A 17,237-nucleotide genomic window follows, 5' to 3' on the forward strand; every position below is an offset into this window, starting at 1 on the left:
TTTCAGTAAATAATTTAACGTTTTGAAAATTGATATTTTTTTCTTGCTTTTTTTTGACCAAATTTTTTTCTTTCTACTTTTCTAGAATCACGTGTTAATAATCCTTCAAATTTTAATTTACTTCTATTTTTTAAATCTAATTGACAAAGTGCACGAGATATAGCAAGACGAATGGCTTCTCCTTGACTATTAAACCCTCCTCCAAAAACTTTAATATTTATATCTAATTTATCTAATTGGTTTAAAATTTTAATAGGATATAAAACTTTCTGATGAACATATTTTGGAAAATATTGATCCAATTTTTTTAAATTAACAGTTATTAATCCATTTCCCGGTTTTAAATAAATACGAGCTAAAGATCTTTTTCTTCTACCTATACTATGTATCATTATTTTTATAATTCAATTTTAAAAAATTAGGTTTTTGAGCTTTATGTTTATGATTTGATTTTTTATATACATGTAAATTTTTAAATATTAAACGTCCTAAACGATTTTTAGGTAACATTCTTTTTACTGCTTTATATATAATATCTCTTGAATCTTTTTTATACAAATTTTTAATAGAAGTAATTTTTCTTCCTCCTGGATATCCAGTATGACGAATATATATTTTATTATTCCATTTTTTTCCGGTTAATTTAATATTGTCAGAATTAATAACTATAACATGATCTCCACAATTTATATGTGGAGTAAAAAAAGATTTATGTTTACCTCTTATAAGATAAGCAACTTTAGAAGAAAATCTTCCTAAAATTTGATCAGTAGCGTCCATTATTATCCATGATTTTTTTATAGAATCTTTTTTAATAAAAACAGTTTTAAAACTTAACGGATCCATATTTATTATTTTTTGTAATATAAGAAATTTTGAAAAAATTGATAAAATGACTTTTTGTCATATTTTTTTTTAAAAAAAAGTTTTTTATTGTCATAATTTTTATATCATTTAATTTGAAAAGTGTTTTTTCATTATGGCATAATGATTGTAGGCTATTGTAATATGAAAAAACGTAATAAAAAATGAGTAAAATTATAGGAATAGATTTAGGCACAACAAATTCTTGTGTTGCTGTTATGGAAATAAATGATCCTATTGTTATTCCAAATTCGGAAGGAAAAAGGACAACTCCATCTATAGTAGCTTTTGTAGAAGGAGGAGAAAGAAAAATAGGAGATCCAGCAAAAAGACAAGCAGTAACTAATCCACAAAAAACAATATTTTCAATTAAACGTTTCATGGGAAGAATGTATTCAGAAGTTTCTGAAGAATTAAAACATATTCCTTATAAAGTAATTAAAGGTAGTAATAACACCCCTAGAGTAGATATAGAAAAAAGATTATATGCTCCTCAAGAAATATCTGCTATGATTTTGCAAAAAATGAAAAAAACAGCTGAAGATTATTTAGGAGTAGAAATAAAAAAAGCTGTTATTACAGTTCCTGCTTATTTTAATGATGCACAAAGACAAGCCACTAAAGAAGCTGGAGAAATAGCAGGATTAAAAGTAGAAAGAATAATAAATGAACCAACAGCAGCAGCTTTAGCTTATGGATTAGATAAAAATAATCAAAATAAAAAAATAGTAGTATATGATTTAGGAGGAGGAACTTTTGATGTTTCTATTTTAGAATTAGGAGATGGAGTTTTTGAAGTTCTTTCTACAAATGGAGATACTCATTTAGGAGGAGATGATTTTGATCAAATTATTATTGATTATTTAGCTAATGAATTTAAATCTAAAGAAGGATTAGATCTAAGAAAAGATCCTATGGCTTTACAACGTTTGAAAGAAGCTTCTGAAAAAGCTAAAATTGAATTATCATCTTCTAATCAGACAGAAATTAATCTACCATATATTACAGCTACAGAATCAGGACCTAAACATTTAGTAATAACCTTAACACGTTCAAAATTTGAACAATTATCATATAAGTTAATACAACGTTCTATTAAACCTTGTTCAAAAGCTTTAGAAGATGCTAATTTATCTACAAAAAATATAGATGAAGTTATTTTAGTAGGTGGATCTACTCGTATTCCAAAAGTACAAAAAGAAGTAGAAGATTTTTTTAAAAAAAAACCTTCTAAAGGAGTTAATCCAGATGAAGTAGTAGCAATTGGAGCTGCTATACAAGGAGGAGTTTTAACCGGAGATGTACAAAATGTATTATTATTAGATGTTACTCCTTTATCTTTAGGAATAGAAACTTTAGGAGGTGTTTTTACTAAACTTATTGAAGCTAATACTACTATTCCTACTAAAAAATCTGAAATTTTTTCCACAGCAGCAGATAATCAATCTGCAGTTACTATACGTGTTGGACAAGGAGAAAGATCTATGTTTAATGACAATAAAGAAATAGGTAGATTTGATTTAGTAGATATACCACCAGCACCTAGAGGAATACCTCAAATAGAGGTTACATTTGATATAGATGCTAATGGAATTTTAAATGTTTCTGCTAAAGATAAAGGAACAGGAAAAGAACAATTTATACGTATTGAAACTTCTTCTGGATTAAATCAAGAAGAAATAGAAAAAATGAAAAAAGAAGCAAAAGAAAATGCAAAAAAAGATGAAAAAATTAAATCAGAAATAGATAAATTAAATGTAGCAGATAATCAAATATTTCAAACTGAAAAACAATTAAAAGATTATGGAAATAAATTATCTGATAATAATAAAAAAAATATAGAAAATTCTTTAGAAGAATTAAAAAAAGCGCATGCTAAAAAAGATTTTGCATCTATTGATGTATGTATGAAAAAATTAAATGAATCTTGGACTAATGCTTCTCAAGATATTTATACAGCTACTAAAGCTAGTAAATCAGAAAAAAAAGAAAAAAAAGAAAATAATAATAAAGGAAATGAAAATGTACAAGATGTAGATTATGAAGAAGTAAAATAATTAATTAAAAGGGAGATTATGGAGAATAGATATTTTAGTCACTCCTCCAACAACTTTTTCTCCCTTTTTTACTAAAATATTAGAATTTAAAGGTAAAAAAACATCAATTCTAGATCCAAATTTTATAAATCCAAATTCATCTCCTTTTTTTACTTTAAAATTTTTTTTTGCATAAATAACAATACGACGTGCTAAAAATCCTGCTACTTGTCTTAATAAGATTTTTTTACCATCATCTGTTTCTATAACAGTAGTAGTTCTTTCATTTTTTAATGAAGATTTTTTAAACCAAGCTATAAAATATTTTCCAGGATGATACTTCACATAAATAATTTTTCCAGATATAGGATATCTATTTATATGAACATTAAAAAGAGACATGAAAATAGATATTTTAATACATTTTTTTTTTAAAAATTCATTTTCAAATTCTTTTTGTATATCCAATATCTTTCCATCAGCAGGAGATATAATTATTTTTTTATCATTTTTTTTATAAAAAAAATTTCTTTTTGGATTTCTAAAAAATAAAATAAAAAAAATATAACATGTAATTAAAAAAATAGATATAAAATAATGAATAAATTTAGAAAATAAAAAAAAAGTTAAAAATATCAATAATAATATTAATATAAAAGCATATCTTAAAAAAGATATTCCTTCTTTATGAATCATTATAAATTTTTATTTATAAAAATAATTAATACCAATTACAATTGTCGCTATTATTGGAATAACAATAATAAAACTATCTAATCTATCTAAAAAACCTCCATGTCCTGGAAACAAAATACTAGAATTTTTTACATTATAAGATCTTTTAATTATTGATTCTATAAAATCTCCAATAGTAGAAAAAATAGGAATAAAAAAAGATAAAATAAACCAATATTTTTTATTCCATATTTTATATAAAATAAAACCTGATATTATACAAAAAAAAATTCCTCCTAAAAAACCTTCTATAGATTTTTTAGGAGAAATAGTTATAGCTATTTTTTTTTTACCCCATTTTTTTCCTATTATATAGGATAGAGTATCATTAGTCCATATTAAAATAAAAGTTCCTAAAATTAATTCTTTACCATAAGATATAATTGTATATATATAAGAAGCTAAATAAAAAGGTATTATAATATATACTAATCCAAAAATTAAATGACTTACTTGTTTTATTTTTTCCTTGTGAGAATATTTAGAAAATAATTGAATTATAAAAAAAAAAGTAGAAAAAGGAATAAAACATATAATATATAAAATTAATCCATTTTTTATAAAAATGTCCATAAATATGGAAAATATATAAAATAAAGAAGTTATTTTAATTAAAAAAATATCAGTTTTTAATATAATTAAAAATTCAAATAAACAAAAAAATGATAAAATCATCATTAATATTCTAAAAGTTTTTTCTCCATTTTCAATGGAAAAAACTATTAGAATAATATAAATAAACCCACTTAAAAATCTTATTAGAAAATCTAATTTTTTTTTTTTCATTCTAATAAAATTAAAAATTACTTATTTTTTAAGTAATTTGATTACTAGAATTTAATATTTCATCTATTTCATCAGGAAAAGGTCTTTCTCCAAAGATATTTTTCAAATCTTCTCTAAAGATAACTTCTTTTTCTAAAAGTTCGTTAGCTAATATAGTTAATTTTTTTTCATTTTTTTTCAATATTTTTTTAGCTCTTTGATATTGTTCTGTTATAATTTTAGATATTTCTTCATCTATAATTTGAGCAGTTTTTTCACTATAAGGTTTTGAAAAATAAAATTCATTTTGTCCGGTAGAATCATAATAAGAAATGTTACCAATTCTTTCATTTAATCCAAAAATAGCTACCATAGATTGAGCTTGTTTAGTTACTCTTTCTAAATCATTTAACGCACCAGTAGATATACTATTAAAAATAATTTCTTCAGCAGATCTTCCTGCTAATAACGCACAAATTTCATCTTTCATTTGTTCTGGAGTAGTTAATTGTCTTTCTTCTGGTAAATACCAAGCAGATCCTAAAGATCTTCCTCTTGGTACTATAGTTACTTTTACTAATGGAGCTGCATGTTCTAATAACCAACTTATTGTAGCATGTCCTGCTTCATGATAAGCTATTCTTTTCTTTTCATTTGATTTTATAATTTTATTCTTCTTCTCTAATCCTCCAATAATACGATCTATTGCATCTAAAAAATCTTGATTTTTTATTTTTTTTCTATCTTTTCTTGCTGCAATAAGAGCTGATTCATTACAAACATTTGCTATATCTGCTCCACTAAAACCTGGAGTTTGTCTAGATAAAAAATCTATATCTACATTTTTAGATAATACTAATCTTTGTAAATGAACACGAAATATTTCCTTTCTTTCATTTAATTCTGGTGGATCCACTAATATAGTTCTATCAAAACGACCAGGACGAAGCAACGCTTTATCTAAAATATCTGATCTATTAGTAGCAGCTAATACAATAACATTAGTATTAGTTCCAAATCCATCCATTTCTGTAAGTAGTTGATTTAAAGTATTTTCTCTTTCATCATTTGATCCTGCTATACTACTTTTACCTCTAGCTCTTCCTATGGCATCTATTTCATCTATAAATATTATACATGGAGATTTTTCTTTAGCTTTTTCAAATAAATCTCTAACTCTAGAAGCACCTACTCCTACAAACATTTCTACAAAATCTGATCCAGATAAGGAAAAAAAAGGAACTTTAGCTTCACCAGCTACAGCTTTAGCTAATAATGTTTTACCTGTTCCAGGGGGTCCTATTAATAAAGCTCCTTTAGGTATTTTTCCTCCAAGTTTAGTATATTTTTTAGGATTTTTTAAAAATTCAACTATTTCTTGAACTTCTTCTTTAGCTCCTTCTAAACCAGCAACATCTTTAAAAGTTATTTTTACATTATCATTTTCGTCAAATAATCTTGCTCTAGATTTTCCTATATTAAATATTTGTCCTCCAGGACCACTTCCTGTAGCTCCTATTCTTCTAAAAATAAAAATCCAGAATATAATCAATAATATAAAAAAAATTCCATAATCAAAGAAAAATTTAGTTATAGTATACTCTTGTTGATTTTTAAAATCAATAATAGTATTTAAATTATATTTTCTTTTATATTCTTCAAATTTTTTTTGAAAAAATTGTAAATCTCCTATTTCAAATTCATATTGTAAAGATGGTGTAATAATTTTTTGTTTATTATCATAAGGAATATGAGGTATATTAGAAGATAATTTTTTGTTTAAATAAACATGTACAATTTCTCTATGTTTAATTATAATTTTTTGTACTTTTCCTTTTATTAAAATATCAAAAAAAGTATCTTGATCTATTTTTCTAGGATTAGAAAAAGAAGATTTAAAAAAAAATATTCCTAAAAATATAGAGAATATAACTGCATATACCCAAAAAAAGTTATTTTTACTTTTTACTTTTTTATCTATCATATAGGTTTCTTCATTACTTAATTTAAATAAAAACTAAATCTTGTTATAAATTTTGATTCCAAAGATTTTCTATATCATAATGCAATCTTATTTTTTTTTGAAAAATATGAACAACAATAGAAATATAATCTACTAATATCCATTCTCTATTTTTTAAACCTTCTATATGCCAAGGTTTTTTTTTCAATTTTCTAATTATAATTTTTTTTATAGATTGAGAGATGGCATAAACTTGATTATGAGAACTTCCATTACAAATAACAAAGTAATCACAAATAAAATTATCTCTATTTTTTAAGTTTAAAATAGATATATCCTCTCCTTTAACCATTTTAATTCCTTCTATAATCTTGTTTAATAATAACAAAATGTTTTTTAATTATTTTTGTTTAATAGGTAATATTATTTTTGTTTTCAAAACACAAAAATAAGGTTTTCACTTTAAAAAATTTAACTTTTCCAATTTAAAATATTTTGATAAAATTTATTTGGCCTATAGATTTAATTCTTTTAAAAGAAGTTGATTCTACTAACAAATATGCTAGAAAATATGTTTATAAAAAAAAAAATTGGATAATCATTTCATCTATAAATCAAACTAAAGGAATAGGAATGGGAAAAAACCAATGGTATACAGAAAAAGGAAAAAATTTAACCTTTAGTATTATTTTTAAACCTATTAAAATTTTACCTGTAAAAAAAAGATATATAATAAATATTATTACAAGTAATGCAATTCATAAAACTTTACTTAATTATAACAATAATAATCTTATATGGATTAAATGGCCTAATGATATTATTTATGATAATAAAAAAATAGGAGGTATTTTAATAGAAAATAATATTTTCTTACAAAATGTTCACTCTATTATTGTTGGAATAGGATTAAATATTAATCAAACAAAATTTAATAAAAAATGGAATGTTTCTTCACTTAAAAAAATTTTTAACATTAATTTTAAATTAGATAAACTTTTTTTTGAAATTATATATTCTTTTCAAAAAGAATATTTTCTATTTATAACTTATGGAGAAAATTTTATACGTAATTATTACATCAATCATCTATATTTAAAAGATAAAAATTCTTTATTTTATGTATATAAAACAAAAAGTTATACTAAAGGCATTATTAGATCTATAACAGATCAAGGTTTTTTAATTATAGAAATAAAAAAAAAATTATATTTTTTTTTTCAAAAAGAAATTAAACTTATTTTATCATAATTTTTTTATAATTCTATTTTTTAATTTTAATAAGTATTTTTTTTTCATTTAACACGAATTCTTTAATAAAAAAGAAAAAACCAATATTGATAATATTAGAAGTAAAATAATATAAAGATAAAGCAGAAGCATAATTATTTATAAATAATAACATAATAATAGGCATTAAGTATAACATAAAATTCATATCTGGAATAGAATAATTATCCTCTTTTTTAGTATATTTAGGTATATTTTTACTATTATTATTACTTAATTTTGTATAAATTAATAAAGCTATTGCATATAATAAAGTAAGTAAACTAACATGATTACCATAAAAAGGTATAGAAAAAGGAAATTCTAAAATTGAATCATATGAAGTTAAATCATCTACCCATAAAAAAGATTTCCCTCTTAAATTTATTATAGTAGGAAAAAATTTGAATAATGAATAAAAAATAGGTATTTGAAATAAAGCTGAAAGACATCCAGACATTGGATTTATTCCAACTTTTTTATATAACACCATCATTTCTCTTTGTTTTTTTAATGCATTTTCATTTTTATATTTATTATTTATTTCTTCTATTTCTGGACGTATCATTTTCATGATAACATTTAATTTATATTGATTATAAGTAATTGGATATAAAATAAATTTTACTACTATAGTCATCAAAATAATAATAATACCATAATTTAAATTTGTTTTTTCTAAAAATTGAAAAATCGTTAAAAAAAAATATTTATTAATCCATTTTAAAAAACCCCATCCAAATGGAATAATATTTTCAAATCCATTTTTATATTTTTTTAATAAATTAAAAGATAAAGGACCAAAATAAAAACGAAAAGAAAAATTAAGTTCTTCATTTTTCTTTACATTTATAAATGTTCTAAATTGAATTTTTTTTAGAAAATTACCTGAAGAATAATTTTCAGAACAAATAAAAACATTATTAAATTTTTTTTCAGGAATAAATATAGAAGTAAAAAATTGTTGTTTATAAGCTATCCAATTAACATTAGTTATATTTTTTTCCTCTGTTTTTTTTTCAGATAAATATTTAACATATGGAAAATTCTTTTTTAAAAAAGAATAATATACTTGTGTATAAGCATTTTCCCAATTTCTATCTTTTTCTAAAGAAAAAATTTTTTGTCCTAAATCTATTAATACATTATTGTTAAATAAATAAAAATTTTCTGTTTTTACAGAAAATTTAATATCATATTGATCTTGTTTTTCTATTATATATGTATAATATAAAAATCCTTTTCCATAAGGATTTTTAGCTTTCATTATAAGAGTATCAATTAAACCTTTTTTATTTGAAGATAATAAAAAAGGTTTAAAATATAAATGATTAGTATCAATATTCAATCCTTTTTTATTAGAAAAATTCATTCTATATAAAAAACTTGAATTTTTTGCTAAAAAAATATTTTTAATATGATTTTTTTTTATAGGATCATATGCTTTATATTTTTTTAGAAAAATATCACTTATTATTCCTCCTATATTAGATATTTTAAGTTTTAAAACTTTATTTTCTAATATAACAAAATCATTATTTTTTGTTTTTATTTGTTCTGAAATAATAATTTTTTTTGGATAAAATTCTTTTTTTTGTTTTTTATTATTAAAATAAGTGAAGATTATTAAAATAAATAATATAAGAAATAGTCCTATCATGGAACTATAATCTAAATTTTTATCCTTCATATATAAGAAGAATTCTGAATGTCAAAAGATTTATAAATTTTAGAAATTTTTATAAAATACGTAAATAAAGGATGTGGATTAGTTATCCTACTTTTATATTCCGGATGATATTGAACTCCTAAGAAAAATATATGATTATCTAATTCTAAAGCTTCTACTAAACCAGTATCTGGGTTTATTCCTACAGCTTTCATTCCAGCTTTAGAAAAACATTCTAAATAATTATTATTAAATTCATATCTATGACGATGTCTTTCAAAGACTTCTTTTTTTCTATAAATAGAAAAAATTTTTGATCCTTCAATAAAAGAACATTTCCAATTTCCTAAACGCATAGTTCCTCCTTTATTAATTATTTTTTTTTGTCTTTCCATTAAACATATAACTGGATGAGAAGTATGAGGATTGGTTTCAAAACTTTCAGCTTTTTTTAAACCTAAAACATTTCTAGCAAATTCTATTACAGCAATTTGCATTCCTAAACATATTCCTAAAAAAGGAATTTTATTTTCTCTAGCATATTTTGCAGCAAGTATTTTACCTTCAATTCCCCTATAACCAAATCCTGGTGCTATTAAAATTCCTGAAATTCCTTTAAAATATTTTTTTATATTTTCTTTTTTTATCATTTCAGAATAGATCCATTTTATATTAACATAAATTTTATTTTCAGTACCAGCATGAATTAAAGCTTCTGTTATAGATTTATAAGAATCATGTAAAGAAACATATTTTCCTACTAATGCTATTTTAACTTCATATTTTGGATTTTTATATTTTTTTATAAATATTTTCCATTTTTTTAAATTTGGACTAATAATAGTAGATAATTTTAAATGATTTAATACTACTTTATCAAAATTTTGTAAATGTAATAAGTAAGGAATTTCATATATAATTTTAGAATCTATTGATTCTATTACATGTATTGGTTTTACATTACAAAATAATGCTAATTTTTGTCTAATATTTTTAGATATATGTTTTTCTGTTCTACATACAATAATATCTGCTTGTATTCCATTTTCCATTAAATTACGAACAGAATGTTGTGTTGGTTTTGTTTTTATTTCTCCAGTAACTGTAATATATGGAAGTAATGTTAAATGAATAACTAATCCATTAAATTTACCTAATTCCCATTTCATTTGACGAACTGATTCTATATATGGTAAACTTTCTATATCTCCTACTGTACCTCCTATTTCTGTAATAATAATATCATAAATTTTGGATTCTCCAAGTATTTTAATACGTCTTTTAATTTCATTAGTTATATGAGGTATAACTTGTACAGTTTTTCCTAAATAATTTCCTTTTCTTTCATTATCTATAACTGTTTTATAAATTATACCAGATGTAACGTTATTTTCTCTAGTTGTGGATTGATTTAAAAAACGTTCATAATGACCTAAATCTAAATCAGTTTCTGCTCCATCTTTAGTTACAAAACATTCTCCATGTTCATATGGATTTAAAGTTCCTGGATCTATATTAAAATAAGGATCTAATTTTAATATTGAAACCTTATATCCTCTTGATTTTAATAACATTCCTAATGAAGCAGAAACAATTCCTTTTCCTAAAGATGAAGTTACTCCTCCTGTAACAAAAATATATTTTGATTCCATTACATTAAACAACACAATTTATATTTTGTGAAAAACTTTATTAAAAATTTTTTTTTAAAGATATTGTTTTAATAGAATTTATGATTTTTTTTTTATATTTACCAAAACTTGGAGCAAGTTCTACACAATCAGCTCCCTATAAATCCTCCAGGGTGGGAACACAGCAAAGGTAAATAGGTTGTAGCGATGTGATGTAGTAAAGCTTGCTCCTTGATTTAGGAAATAATTTTATGAATTTGTTGAAATGTAATTTTTGCGGAAGAAAAAAAAATGAAATAACTTTCCTTGTATCAGGAATTAGTGGCCATATTTGTAATGATTGTATAGAGAAAACGTATTCTATAATACAAAATATTTTTTCAGAAAAAAAAACTGAGTATAATACTGAAAAAAAAAATAAATTAACACAAATATCTGTTAAAAAACCTAAAGAAATAAAGTATTTTCTAGACCAATATATAGTAGGACAAGATAAAGCTAAAAAAATTATCTCTGTTGCTGTATATAATCATTATAAACGGATTCAACAATTTTCCTGTTCTAATAAAAATAAAGAAGATATACAAATAGAAAAATCTAATATTTTATTAATTGGAAATACAGGAACTGGAAAAACTTTACTTGCTAAAAGTATTTCAAAACTTTTAAAAATTCCTTTTGCTATAGCTGATGCTACTACTTTAACTGAAGCAGGATATGTTGGAGAAGATGTTGAATCTATTTTAACAAGATTATTACAATCTGTTAATTATAATGTAAGTTATGCTGAAAAAGGTATTATTTTTTTAGATGAAATTGATAAAATATCAAGAAAAAGTAGTAATCCTTCTATTACTAGAGATGTTTCTGGAGAAGGGGTACAACAAGCTTTACTTAAAATATTAGAAGGATCTATTGTAAATGTTCCTCCACAAGGAGGAAGAAAACATCCAGATCAAAAAATGATACAAATTAATACTGAAAATATATTATTTATAGCTGGAGGAACTTTTGATGGAATAGAAAAAATTCTATTAGATAGAATGAATCAAACTTCTATAGGATTTTTTACTACAAAAAAAAATGACAATAAAAATCATGAAAATTTTTTAGAAAATATTTTATCTACAGATTTAAAAAAATTTGGTTTAATTCCGGAACTTATAGGAAGATTTCCTATAACCACTTATTTAAATCCATTAGATAAAACTATGTTAAAAAAAATTTTATTAGAACCAAAAAATGCTTTAATAAAACAATATAAAAAATTATTTAATATAGATAAAATATCAATGAACATAACAAATGAAGCTTTAGATATAATTGTGGATAAAACATTTAAATTAGGTCTTGGTGCAAGAGGATTAAGAATTTTTTGTGAAAAAATTTTTTTAGATTATATGTTTGATATAGAAAATGTTGATTCTATTTTAAATATAGATGAAAATATTGTTTTAAAAAAAATTTAAAATTAATTTTTTTTAAGTAAATTCCATAATTTATTTTTAAGATCAAATAATCCTTCTTTTTTAAAAGAAGAAATAAAAAGTATATTTTCTTTTAAATTTAAAAAAATTTTTATTATTTTATTTTTTTTTTCATTATTAATTAAATCAGATTTAGAAATAACTACTAAACGTTTTTTATTCAATAATTTTGTATTAAATTTTTTTAATTCATTTAATAAAATTAAATATTGTTTTTTTTTATCTATTATATCTGAGGATATTAAAAATAATAAAATGGAATTTCTTTCTATATGTCTTAAAAAAAAATATCCTAATCCTACTCCTTTAGAAGCGTCTTTTATAATTCCAGGAATATCTGCTATTAAAAAAGAATTATAATCCATTTTTACAACTCCTAATTGTGGTTTTGTAGTAGTAAAAGAATAATTTCCTATTTTTGGTTTTGCTTTAGTCATAACGGAAAGTAAAGTTGATTTACCAGCATTAGGAAATCCTATTAAACCTACATCAGCTAAAATTTTTAATTCTAAAAAAATCCAATGACCTTTTGTTTTTATTCCAGATTGTGCAATATAAGGAGATCTTCGTATAGAATTTTTAAAAAAAATATTTCCATTTCCACCTTTTCCTCCTTTAAATAAAATTTTATTTTGAAAATCTTTAGTTATTTCTGTTATTATATTTTTTTCTTCATTTTTAATAACAGTACCTAAAGGTACTTCTATTAATAGATTTTTTCCATTAGCTCCAGTTATATTATTTCCTTTTCCTGGAGATCCAGATTTTGCTATCCAATGTTTTTTATATTTTAAATGAAGTAATGTATTAATATGAGAATTACCTTTAATAATTATATCACCACCTTTTCCTCCTTTTCCTCCATCGGGTACTCCTTTAATTATGTATTTATCTCTATAAAAATGAATACATCCAGAACCTCCATCTCCACTTTTACAATAAATTTTTATTACATCTATAAAAGAATTTTTCATAAAATTAATTTTTTTTTAAAAAATTATGAATTTTTTTTTCTATAAAAATAGAAATTTTTTTTATAGAAAAAGAAGCATCTAATTTGAATAGATAAATTTGATTTTTTTTAAAATCATTCCAAATTAATGAAGATTCTTTATTATATTCTTTTATTCTTTTTTTAACTGTAATAATGTTTGTATCATCTTCTCGTAAACTAATTTTTCCTCTTTTTAATAATCTATTTATTATTATATTATTTTTAATAAAAAAATAAAAAACTATATTTATCTTACCTAAAGAGAATTGATTTAATATTTTTTCCAAAAAATAAATCTGATTTTTAGTTCTTGGATAACCATCATAGATAATTCCATTTTCTTGAAAATATTTTTGTATTTCTCTATTTACCATGTTAGTAGTAATATAATCAGGAACTAATAAACCTTTTTTTATATAAAAATTAGCAATTTTTCCTAAATTAGTTTTTTCTTTTATGTGATTTCTAAATATCATTCCAGTGGATAAATGTATAAATCCAAATTTATCTGCTATAATTTTAGCTTGAGTTCCCTTTCCACATCCTGGTGGTCCAAACAATATAATATGTATCATAAAATAAAAATCATGAATCTCATGCAAAAAAAATATATAGAAAATAATTTATTAATTAATGGAGTAAAATAAATGGAAAGTATTATTTGAATAACTTTATTATAAGTATGAATGGTTATTAAAAATGAATAGCTTTACCATAAGCATGAGCTATAGATTCTAAAATAGATTCACTTAATGAAGGATGAGGGTGTATAACACCTAACATTTCATAACTAGTTGTTTCTAATTTTCTAGCAACTGCTACTTCTGAAATTAAATCAGTAACATTATTTCCTATCATATGACATCCTAACCATTCATCATATTTAGCATCAAAAATAACTTTTATAAATCCATTAGTTTCTTCATCAGAAATAGCTCTTCCAAGAGCTTTAAATGGAAATTTAGCTATTTTAATTTTAAATCCTTTTTTTTTAGCTTCTTCTTCTGTATAACCAATAGAAGCTATTTCAGGATATGAATAAACACATTTTGGAACATTATTATAATCTATTTCTTGACAATCTAATCCTTTTATATTTTCTACACAATTTATAGCTTCATGTGAAGCTACATGAGCTAGAGATGTAGTTTTTATTACATCTCCAATAGCATAATATCCATCTATATTAGTACGATAATTTTTATCTATAACTATAAATTCTTTTTCAATTTGAATTCCAACTTCTTCTAATCCTAAAAAACGAGTATTTGGAATTACTCCCATAGCATAAAATACTATATCTGTTTCTAAAACTATTTGTTTTATTGATGAATTTATTATTATACTAACAAAAACTTTTTCATTATCAATATTTATTTCTTTTATAATAGAACAATTATAAATTTTTATTCCCATTCTTTCAAAAGAATATTTTAAATAATTGGAAATATCATTATCTCCACTTGGAAAAATATTTTTAGATATTTCTATAATAGTTACTTTTGTTCCTATAGACTGATAAAAATAAGCAAATTCTAATCCTATAGAACCAGAACCTATTATTATCATTCTATTTGGACATGAAGACAATGAAAAAGCTTCTTTATATGTTATAATTTTTTTTCTATCATAAAATTTTTTTTCTATTCTAGGAATAGATCCAGTAGCAATAATAATGTGTGAAGCTGTATATTCTCCTATACTTTTTTTATCTTTAAAAACTTCAATCTTTTTATTTTTTTTTAATTTTGCATATCCATAAATAATATGAATATTATTTTTTTTCATTAAAAATAAAAGATTCTTTTTTATATGATTTACTGCATTTTTACTTTTAGAAAAAATTTTAGTATAATTTATTTTTATATTTTCTATATTAAATAATTCTTTATTTTTTTTAATTGATTGTAAAATTTTAGCACTATTTAAAATAGATTTAGTAGGAATACATCCTATATTTAAACAAACTCCACCAAGAGAATCTTTTTCTATTATAGCTGTTTTCATTCCAAGTTGTGCTGCACGTATAGAAGCTACATAACCTCCAGGTCCACTTCCTAAAATAATAACATCAAAATGCATAATTTTTATATATCATACAATTACATAAATTTACGGTTTTTTATTAAAAAAAAAGATAAAGAAAATAGATTTATAAGAAAAAATTATAAATTTACATTTGTATATAATTATTATTTTTTTATGAAATTTTTTATAGATACAGCTAATTTAGAAGAGCTTTATAAAGCTAAATCGTTAGGATTATTAAATGGAGTAACGACTAATCCATCTTTAATATCAAAAGAATCTATTTTTTCTAAAAAAGAAATAGAAAATCATTATATATCTATATGTAATTTATTAGAAAATGAAGAAGATTTAAGTGCAGAGGTAATTAGTACTAATTATGATGATATTATAAAAGAAGGAAAAAAACTATCTTTTTTACATTCAAAAATTGTAGTAAAAATACCTATAAATGAGGATGGAATAAAAGCTATTAAATATTTTTATAAAAAAAAAATTAAAACTAATTGTACACTTATTTTTTCTACAGGACAAGCTATTTTAGCAGCTAAAGCTGGAGCTAATTATGTATCTCCTTTTATGGGAAGATTAGATGATATATCTCATAATGGATTAAATTTAATAAAAGAAATTAAAAATATTTATGATAAATATTCCTTTAATACTAAAATATTAGCTGCTTCTATACGTTCTCCTTTACATATTATAGAATGTGCTAAAATAGGTATTTATGCAATTACTTCTCCTTTAAATGTTATTCTTTCTTTATTTAATCATCCTTTAACAAATATTGGATTAGAAAAATTTTTAAAAGATTATAAAAATAAAATACATTAATTTATATTATTTTTATTTTTTCATCTAATAAATATTGAATAGAAATAGATGCTGATTTTGGAAGTTTTTCATAAAATTTAGATAATTCTATTTGTTCTTTATTTTCAAAAATTTCTTCTAAATTATTTTTATTCATTAAGTTAAATTCTTCTAGTTTTTTATCTAAATTTTTTTTTATTTCTTTACTTATTTTTTGACTTATTTTTTCTAAAACACATATCGTTTCATATATATTTTTTCCTGTTTTTTTTTCTAATTTAATACGATCTATAGTTTCTGTATTTATTGAAGCATTAACATTTTTTAAAAAATTCATAATTTTTTATTATTTATTAATAATTTTTTATTATTTATTAATAATTTTTTATTATTTATTAATAATTTTTTATTATTTATTAACAATTTTTTATTATTTATTAATAGCTTTTTATATAAAACTTTTAATTTTTTTGCATTATATGATAAATTTGAAAAATTCTTAATATACTTTTCATATGATTTAAAAAAATCATATTTTCTAAAAAGTTTATAATTTGCATAACAAATTTTATATAAAACTTTTTCTTTAAAAAAACTTTTTGGAAAAGTATTTAAAAAATCTTGAAAATAAATTAAAGAAACTTTATATCTTTGCATTAAAAAATAAGACTCAGCTATATAATAATTTTTTATTTCTATTTTCATTAATAAATTATTAAGATATTTATAAGCTTCTTTTGTCATTAAACTATTAGGATAGTCTTTAATAAATTGATTTAATTTATTAACCGCAATAGTAGTATTATTTTGATCTAAATCAAAATTTAAAGAAGAAAGATAATAACGTTTTCCACTTTCAAATAAAGATTTTTCAGTTTTTTTATCATTTTTTTCTAAAAAATATTTTTTTTCAGAAAAAATAAAACAACCCTCAAAAAAGGTAATTATTATTATTATTAAAATAATTCTAAAATTCACAA

The 17,237-nt window shown here is 21.5% G+C and carries 17 protein-coding genes and 1 other RNA gene; 5 read left to right on the plus strand and 13 right to left on the minus strand.

Annotated features, from left to right (window positions below; translation table 11 throughout):
• Positions 1-14: 14 nt before the first annotated feature.
• Both rpsI and rplM read right to left on the minus strand, forming a co-directional pair.
• On the minus strand, positions 15-392 hold the full coding sequence (gene rpsI / locus H0H36_RS02035; protein ID WP_185869438.1) for a 30S ribosomal protein S9: 378 nt from the start codon (positions 390-392) through the stop codon (positions 15-17).
• Positions 382-846 (minus strand): 50S ribosomal protein L13, encoded by a 465-nt coding sequence (gene rplM / locus H0H36_RS02040; RefSeq protein WP_185869439.1) that lies wholly within the window; start codon positions 844-846, stop codon positions 382-384. Before rplM ends, rpsI begins: the two co-directional genes overlap by 11 nt.
• A 182-nt stretch (positions 847-1,028) precedes the next feature.
• Between rplM and dnaK the strand changes: the two genes are divergently transcribed.
• Positions 1,029-2,921: a molecular chaperone DnaK gene (dnaK, locus tag H0H36_RS02045; RefSeq protein ID WP_185869440.1), complete on the plus strand. Its 1,893-nt coding sequence runs from the start codon at positions 1,029-1,031 to the stop codon at positions 2,919-2,921.
• On the opposite strand, the gene H0H36_RS02050 is transcribed toward dnaK, so the two are convergent.
• The 4 genes from H0H36_RS02050 to rsfS are packed head-to-tail and all read right to left on the minus strand — an operon-like array spanning position 2,922 to position 6,715.
• On the minus strand, positions 2,922-3,596 hold the full coding sequence (locus H0H36_RS02050; protein ID WP_185869441.1) for a phosphatidylserine decarboxylase family protein: 675 nt from the start codon (positions 3,594-3,596) through the stop codon (positions 2,922-2,924).
• Positions 3,597-3,605: 9 nt separating this feature from the next.
• A complete protein-coding gene (locus H0H36_RS02055) occupies positions 3,606-4,421 on the minus strand; it encodes a phosphatidate cytidylyltransferase (protein ID WP_185869442.1) in 816 nt (271 codons plus the stop codon).
• Between the two features lie 28 nt (positions 4,422-4,449).
• Positions 4,450-6,384: an ATP-dependent zinc metalloprotease FtsH gene (gene ftsH, locus H0H36_RS02060; protein ID WP_185869443.1), complete on the minus strand. Its 1,935-nt coding sequence runs from the start codon at positions 6,382-6,384 to the stop codon at positions 4,450-4,452.
• A 43-nt stretch (positions 6,385-6,427) separates the two neighbouring features.
• Complete coding sequence (gene rsfS / locus H0H36_RS02065) at positions 6,428-6,715, minus strand: ribosome silencing factor (RefSeq protein ID WP_185869908.1); 288 nt, start codon at positions 6,713-6,715, stop codon at positions 6,428-6,430.
• Positions 6,716-6,858: 143 nt separating this feature from the next.
• Here rsfS and H0H36_RS02070 point away from each other — a divergent pair, with 143 nt between their 5' ends.
• Positions 6,859-7,614 (plus strand): biotin--[acetyl-CoA-carboxylase] ligase, encoded by a 756-nt coding sequence (locus tag H0H36_RS02070; RefSeq protein ID WP_185869444.1) that lies wholly within the window; start codon positions 6,859-6,861, stop codon positions 7,612-7,614.
• Positions 7,615-7,627: 13 nt separating this feature from the next.
• Here the strand turns inward: H0H36_RS02070 and yidC are convergent, their stop codons facing one another.
• Together yidC and H0H36_RS02080 are read right to left on the minus strand one after the other, a co-directional pair.
• Positions 7,628-9,322: a membrane protein insertase YidC gene (gene yidC, locus H0H36_RS02075; protein ID WP_185869445.1), complete on the minus strand. Its 1,695-nt coding sequence runs from the start codon at positions 9,320-9,322 to the stop codon at positions 7,628-7,630.
• Positions 9,319-10,953 (minus strand): CTP synthase, encoded by a 1,635-nt coding sequence (locus tag H0H36_RS02080; protein ID WP_185869446.1) that lies wholly within the window; start codon positions 10,951-10,953, stop codon positions 9,319-9,321. Before H0H36_RS02080 ends, yidC begins: the two co-directional genes overlap by 4 nt.
• A 111-nt stretch (positions 10,954-11,064) precedes the next feature.
• On the opposite strand from H0H36_RS02080, the gene ffs reads away from it, so the two are divergent.
• An RNA gene (gene ffs, locus H0H36_RS02085) (signal recognition particle sRNA small type) lies at positions 11,065-11,165 on the plus strand.
• 18 nt (positions 11,166-11,183) lie between these two features.
• Positions 11,184-12,401 carry an ATP-dependent Clp protease ATP-binding subunit ClpX gene (clpX, locus tag H0H36_RS02090; protein WP_185869447.1) on the plus strand — a complete coding sequence of 406 codons (1,218 nt, stop codon included), beginning with the start codon at positions 11,184-11,186 and terminating at the stop codon, positions 12,399-12,401.
• A gap of 2 nt (positions 12,402-12,403) precedes the next feature.
• On the opposite strand, the gene obgE is transcribed toward clpX, so the two are convergent.
• The 3 genes from obgE to lpdA all read right to left on the minus strand — a co-directional run bounded on the left by obgE (position 12,404) and on the right by lpdA (position 15,495).
• Complete coding sequence (gene obgE, locus H0H36_RS02095) at positions 12,404-13,393, minus strand: GTPase ObgE (protein ID WP_185869448.1); 990 nt, start codon at positions 13,391-13,393, stop codon at positions 12,404-12,406.
• Positions 13,394-13,397: 4 nt separating this feature from the next.
• The gene (locus H0H36_RS02100; RefSeq protein ID WP_185869449.1) at positions 13,398-13,988 is read right to left on the minus strand and encodes an adenylate kinase family protein; all 591 of its coding nucleotides are present in this window, start codon (positions 13,986-13,988) and stop codon (positions 13,398-13,400) included.
• Between the two features lie 118 nt (positions 13,989-14,106).
• Positions 14,107-15,495 carry a dihydrolipoyl dehydrogenase gene (gene lpdA / locus H0H36_RS02105; RefSeq protein ID WP_185869450.1) on the minus strand — a complete coding sequence of 463 codons (1,389 nt, stop codon included), beginning with the start codon at positions 15,493-15,495 and terminating at the stop codon, positions 14,107-14,109.
• A 120-nt stretch (positions 15,496-15,615) separates the two neighbouring features.
• Between lpdA and fsa the strand changes: the two genes are divergently transcribed.
• Entirely contained in the window at positions 15,616-16,278 is a 663-nt protein-coding gene (fsa, locus tag H0H36_RS02110) for a fructose-6-phosphate aldolase (protein ID WP_185869451.1), read from the plus strand.
• A 1-nt stretch (position 16,279) separates the two neighbouring features.
• Here the strand turns inward: fsa and H0H36_RS02115 are convergent, their stop codons facing one another.
• Both H0H36_RS02115 and H0H36_RS02120 read right to left on the minus strand, forming a co-directional pair.
• On the minus strand, positions 16,280-16,594 hold the full coding sequence (locus H0H36_RS02115; RefSeq protein ID WP_185869452.1) for a hypothetical protein: 315 nt from the start codon (positions 16,592-16,594) through the stop codon (positions 16,280-16,282).
• A complete protein-coding gene (locus H0H36_RS02120) occupies positions 16,591-17,235 on the minus strand; it encodes a tetratricopeptide repeat protein (protein WP_185869453.1) in 645 nt (214 codons plus the stop codon). The genes H0H36_RS02115 and H0H36_RS02120 overlap by 4 nt, the downstream gene beginning before the upstream one ends.
• Positions 17,236-17,237: the final 2 nt, after the last annotated feature.

The sequence above is a fragment of the Blattabacterium cuenoti genome, assembly GCF_014252395.1.
Lineage (GTDB): Bacteria > Bacteroidota > Bacteroidia > Flavobacteriales > Blattabacteriaceae > Blattabacterium > Blattabacterium cuenoti_AA.

Excerpts from the sequence above, each read along its gene's own strand:
- rpsI (WP_185869438.1), bottom strand. The coding sequence starts at position 392 with ATGATACATAGTATAGGTAGAAGAAAAAGATCTTTAGCTCGTATTTAT.
- rplM (WP_185869439.1), bottom strand. The coding sequence starts at position 846 with ATGGATCCGTTAAGTTTTAAAACTGTTTTTATTAAAAAAGATTCTATA.
- dnaK (WP_185869440.1), top strand. The coding sequence starts at position 1,029 with ATGAGTAAAATTATAGGAATAGATTTAGGCACAACAAATTCTTGTGTT.
- H0H36_RS02050 (WP_185869441.1), bottom strand. The coding sequence starts at position 3,596 with ATGATTCATAAAGAAGGAATATCTTTTTTAAGATATGCTTTTATATTA.
- H0H36_RS02055 (WP_185869442.1), bottom strand. The coding sequence starts at position 4,421 with ATGAAAAAAAAAAAATTAGATTTTCTAATAAGATTTTTAAGTGGGTTT.
- ftsH (WP_185869443.1), bottom strand. The coding sequence starts at position 6,384 with ATGATAGATAAAAAAGTAAAAAGTAAAAATAACTTTTTTTGGGTATAT.
- rsfS (WP_185869908.1), bottom strand. The coding sequence starts at position 6,715 with ATGGTTAAAGGAGAGGATATATCTATTTTAAACTTAAAAAATAGAGAT.
- yidC (WP_185869445.1), bottom strand. The coding sequence starts at position 9,322 with ATGAAGGATAAAAATTTAGATTATAGTTCCATGATAGGACTATTTCTT.
- H0H36_RS02080 (WP_185869446.1), bottom strand. The coding sequence starts at position 10,953 with ATGGAATCAAAATATATTTTTGTTACAGGAGGAGTAACTTCATCTTTA.
- clpX (WP_185869447.1), top strand. The coding sequence starts at position 11,184 with ATGAATTTGTTGAAATGTAATTTTTGCGGAAGAAAAAAAAATGAAATA.
- obgE (WP_185869448.1), bottom strand. The coding sequence starts at position 13,393 with ATGAAAAATTCTTTTATAGATGTAATAAAAATTTATTGTAAAAGTGGA.
- H0H36_RS02100 (WP_185869449.1), bottom strand. The coding sequence starts at position 13,988 with ATGATACATATTATATTGTTTGGACCACCAGGATGTGGAAAGGGAACT.
- lpdA (WP_185869450.1), bottom strand. The coding sequence starts at position 15,495 with ATGCATTTTGATGTTATTATTTTAGGAAGTGGACCTGGAGGTTATGTA.
- fsa (WP_185869451.1), top strand. The coding sequence starts at position 15,616 with ATGAAATTTTTTATAGATACAGCTAATTTAGAAGAGCTTTATAAAGCT.
- H0H36_RS02115 (WP_185869452.1), bottom strand. The coding sequence starts at position 16,594 with ATGAATTTTTTAAAAAATGTTAATGCTTCAATAAATACAGAAACTATA.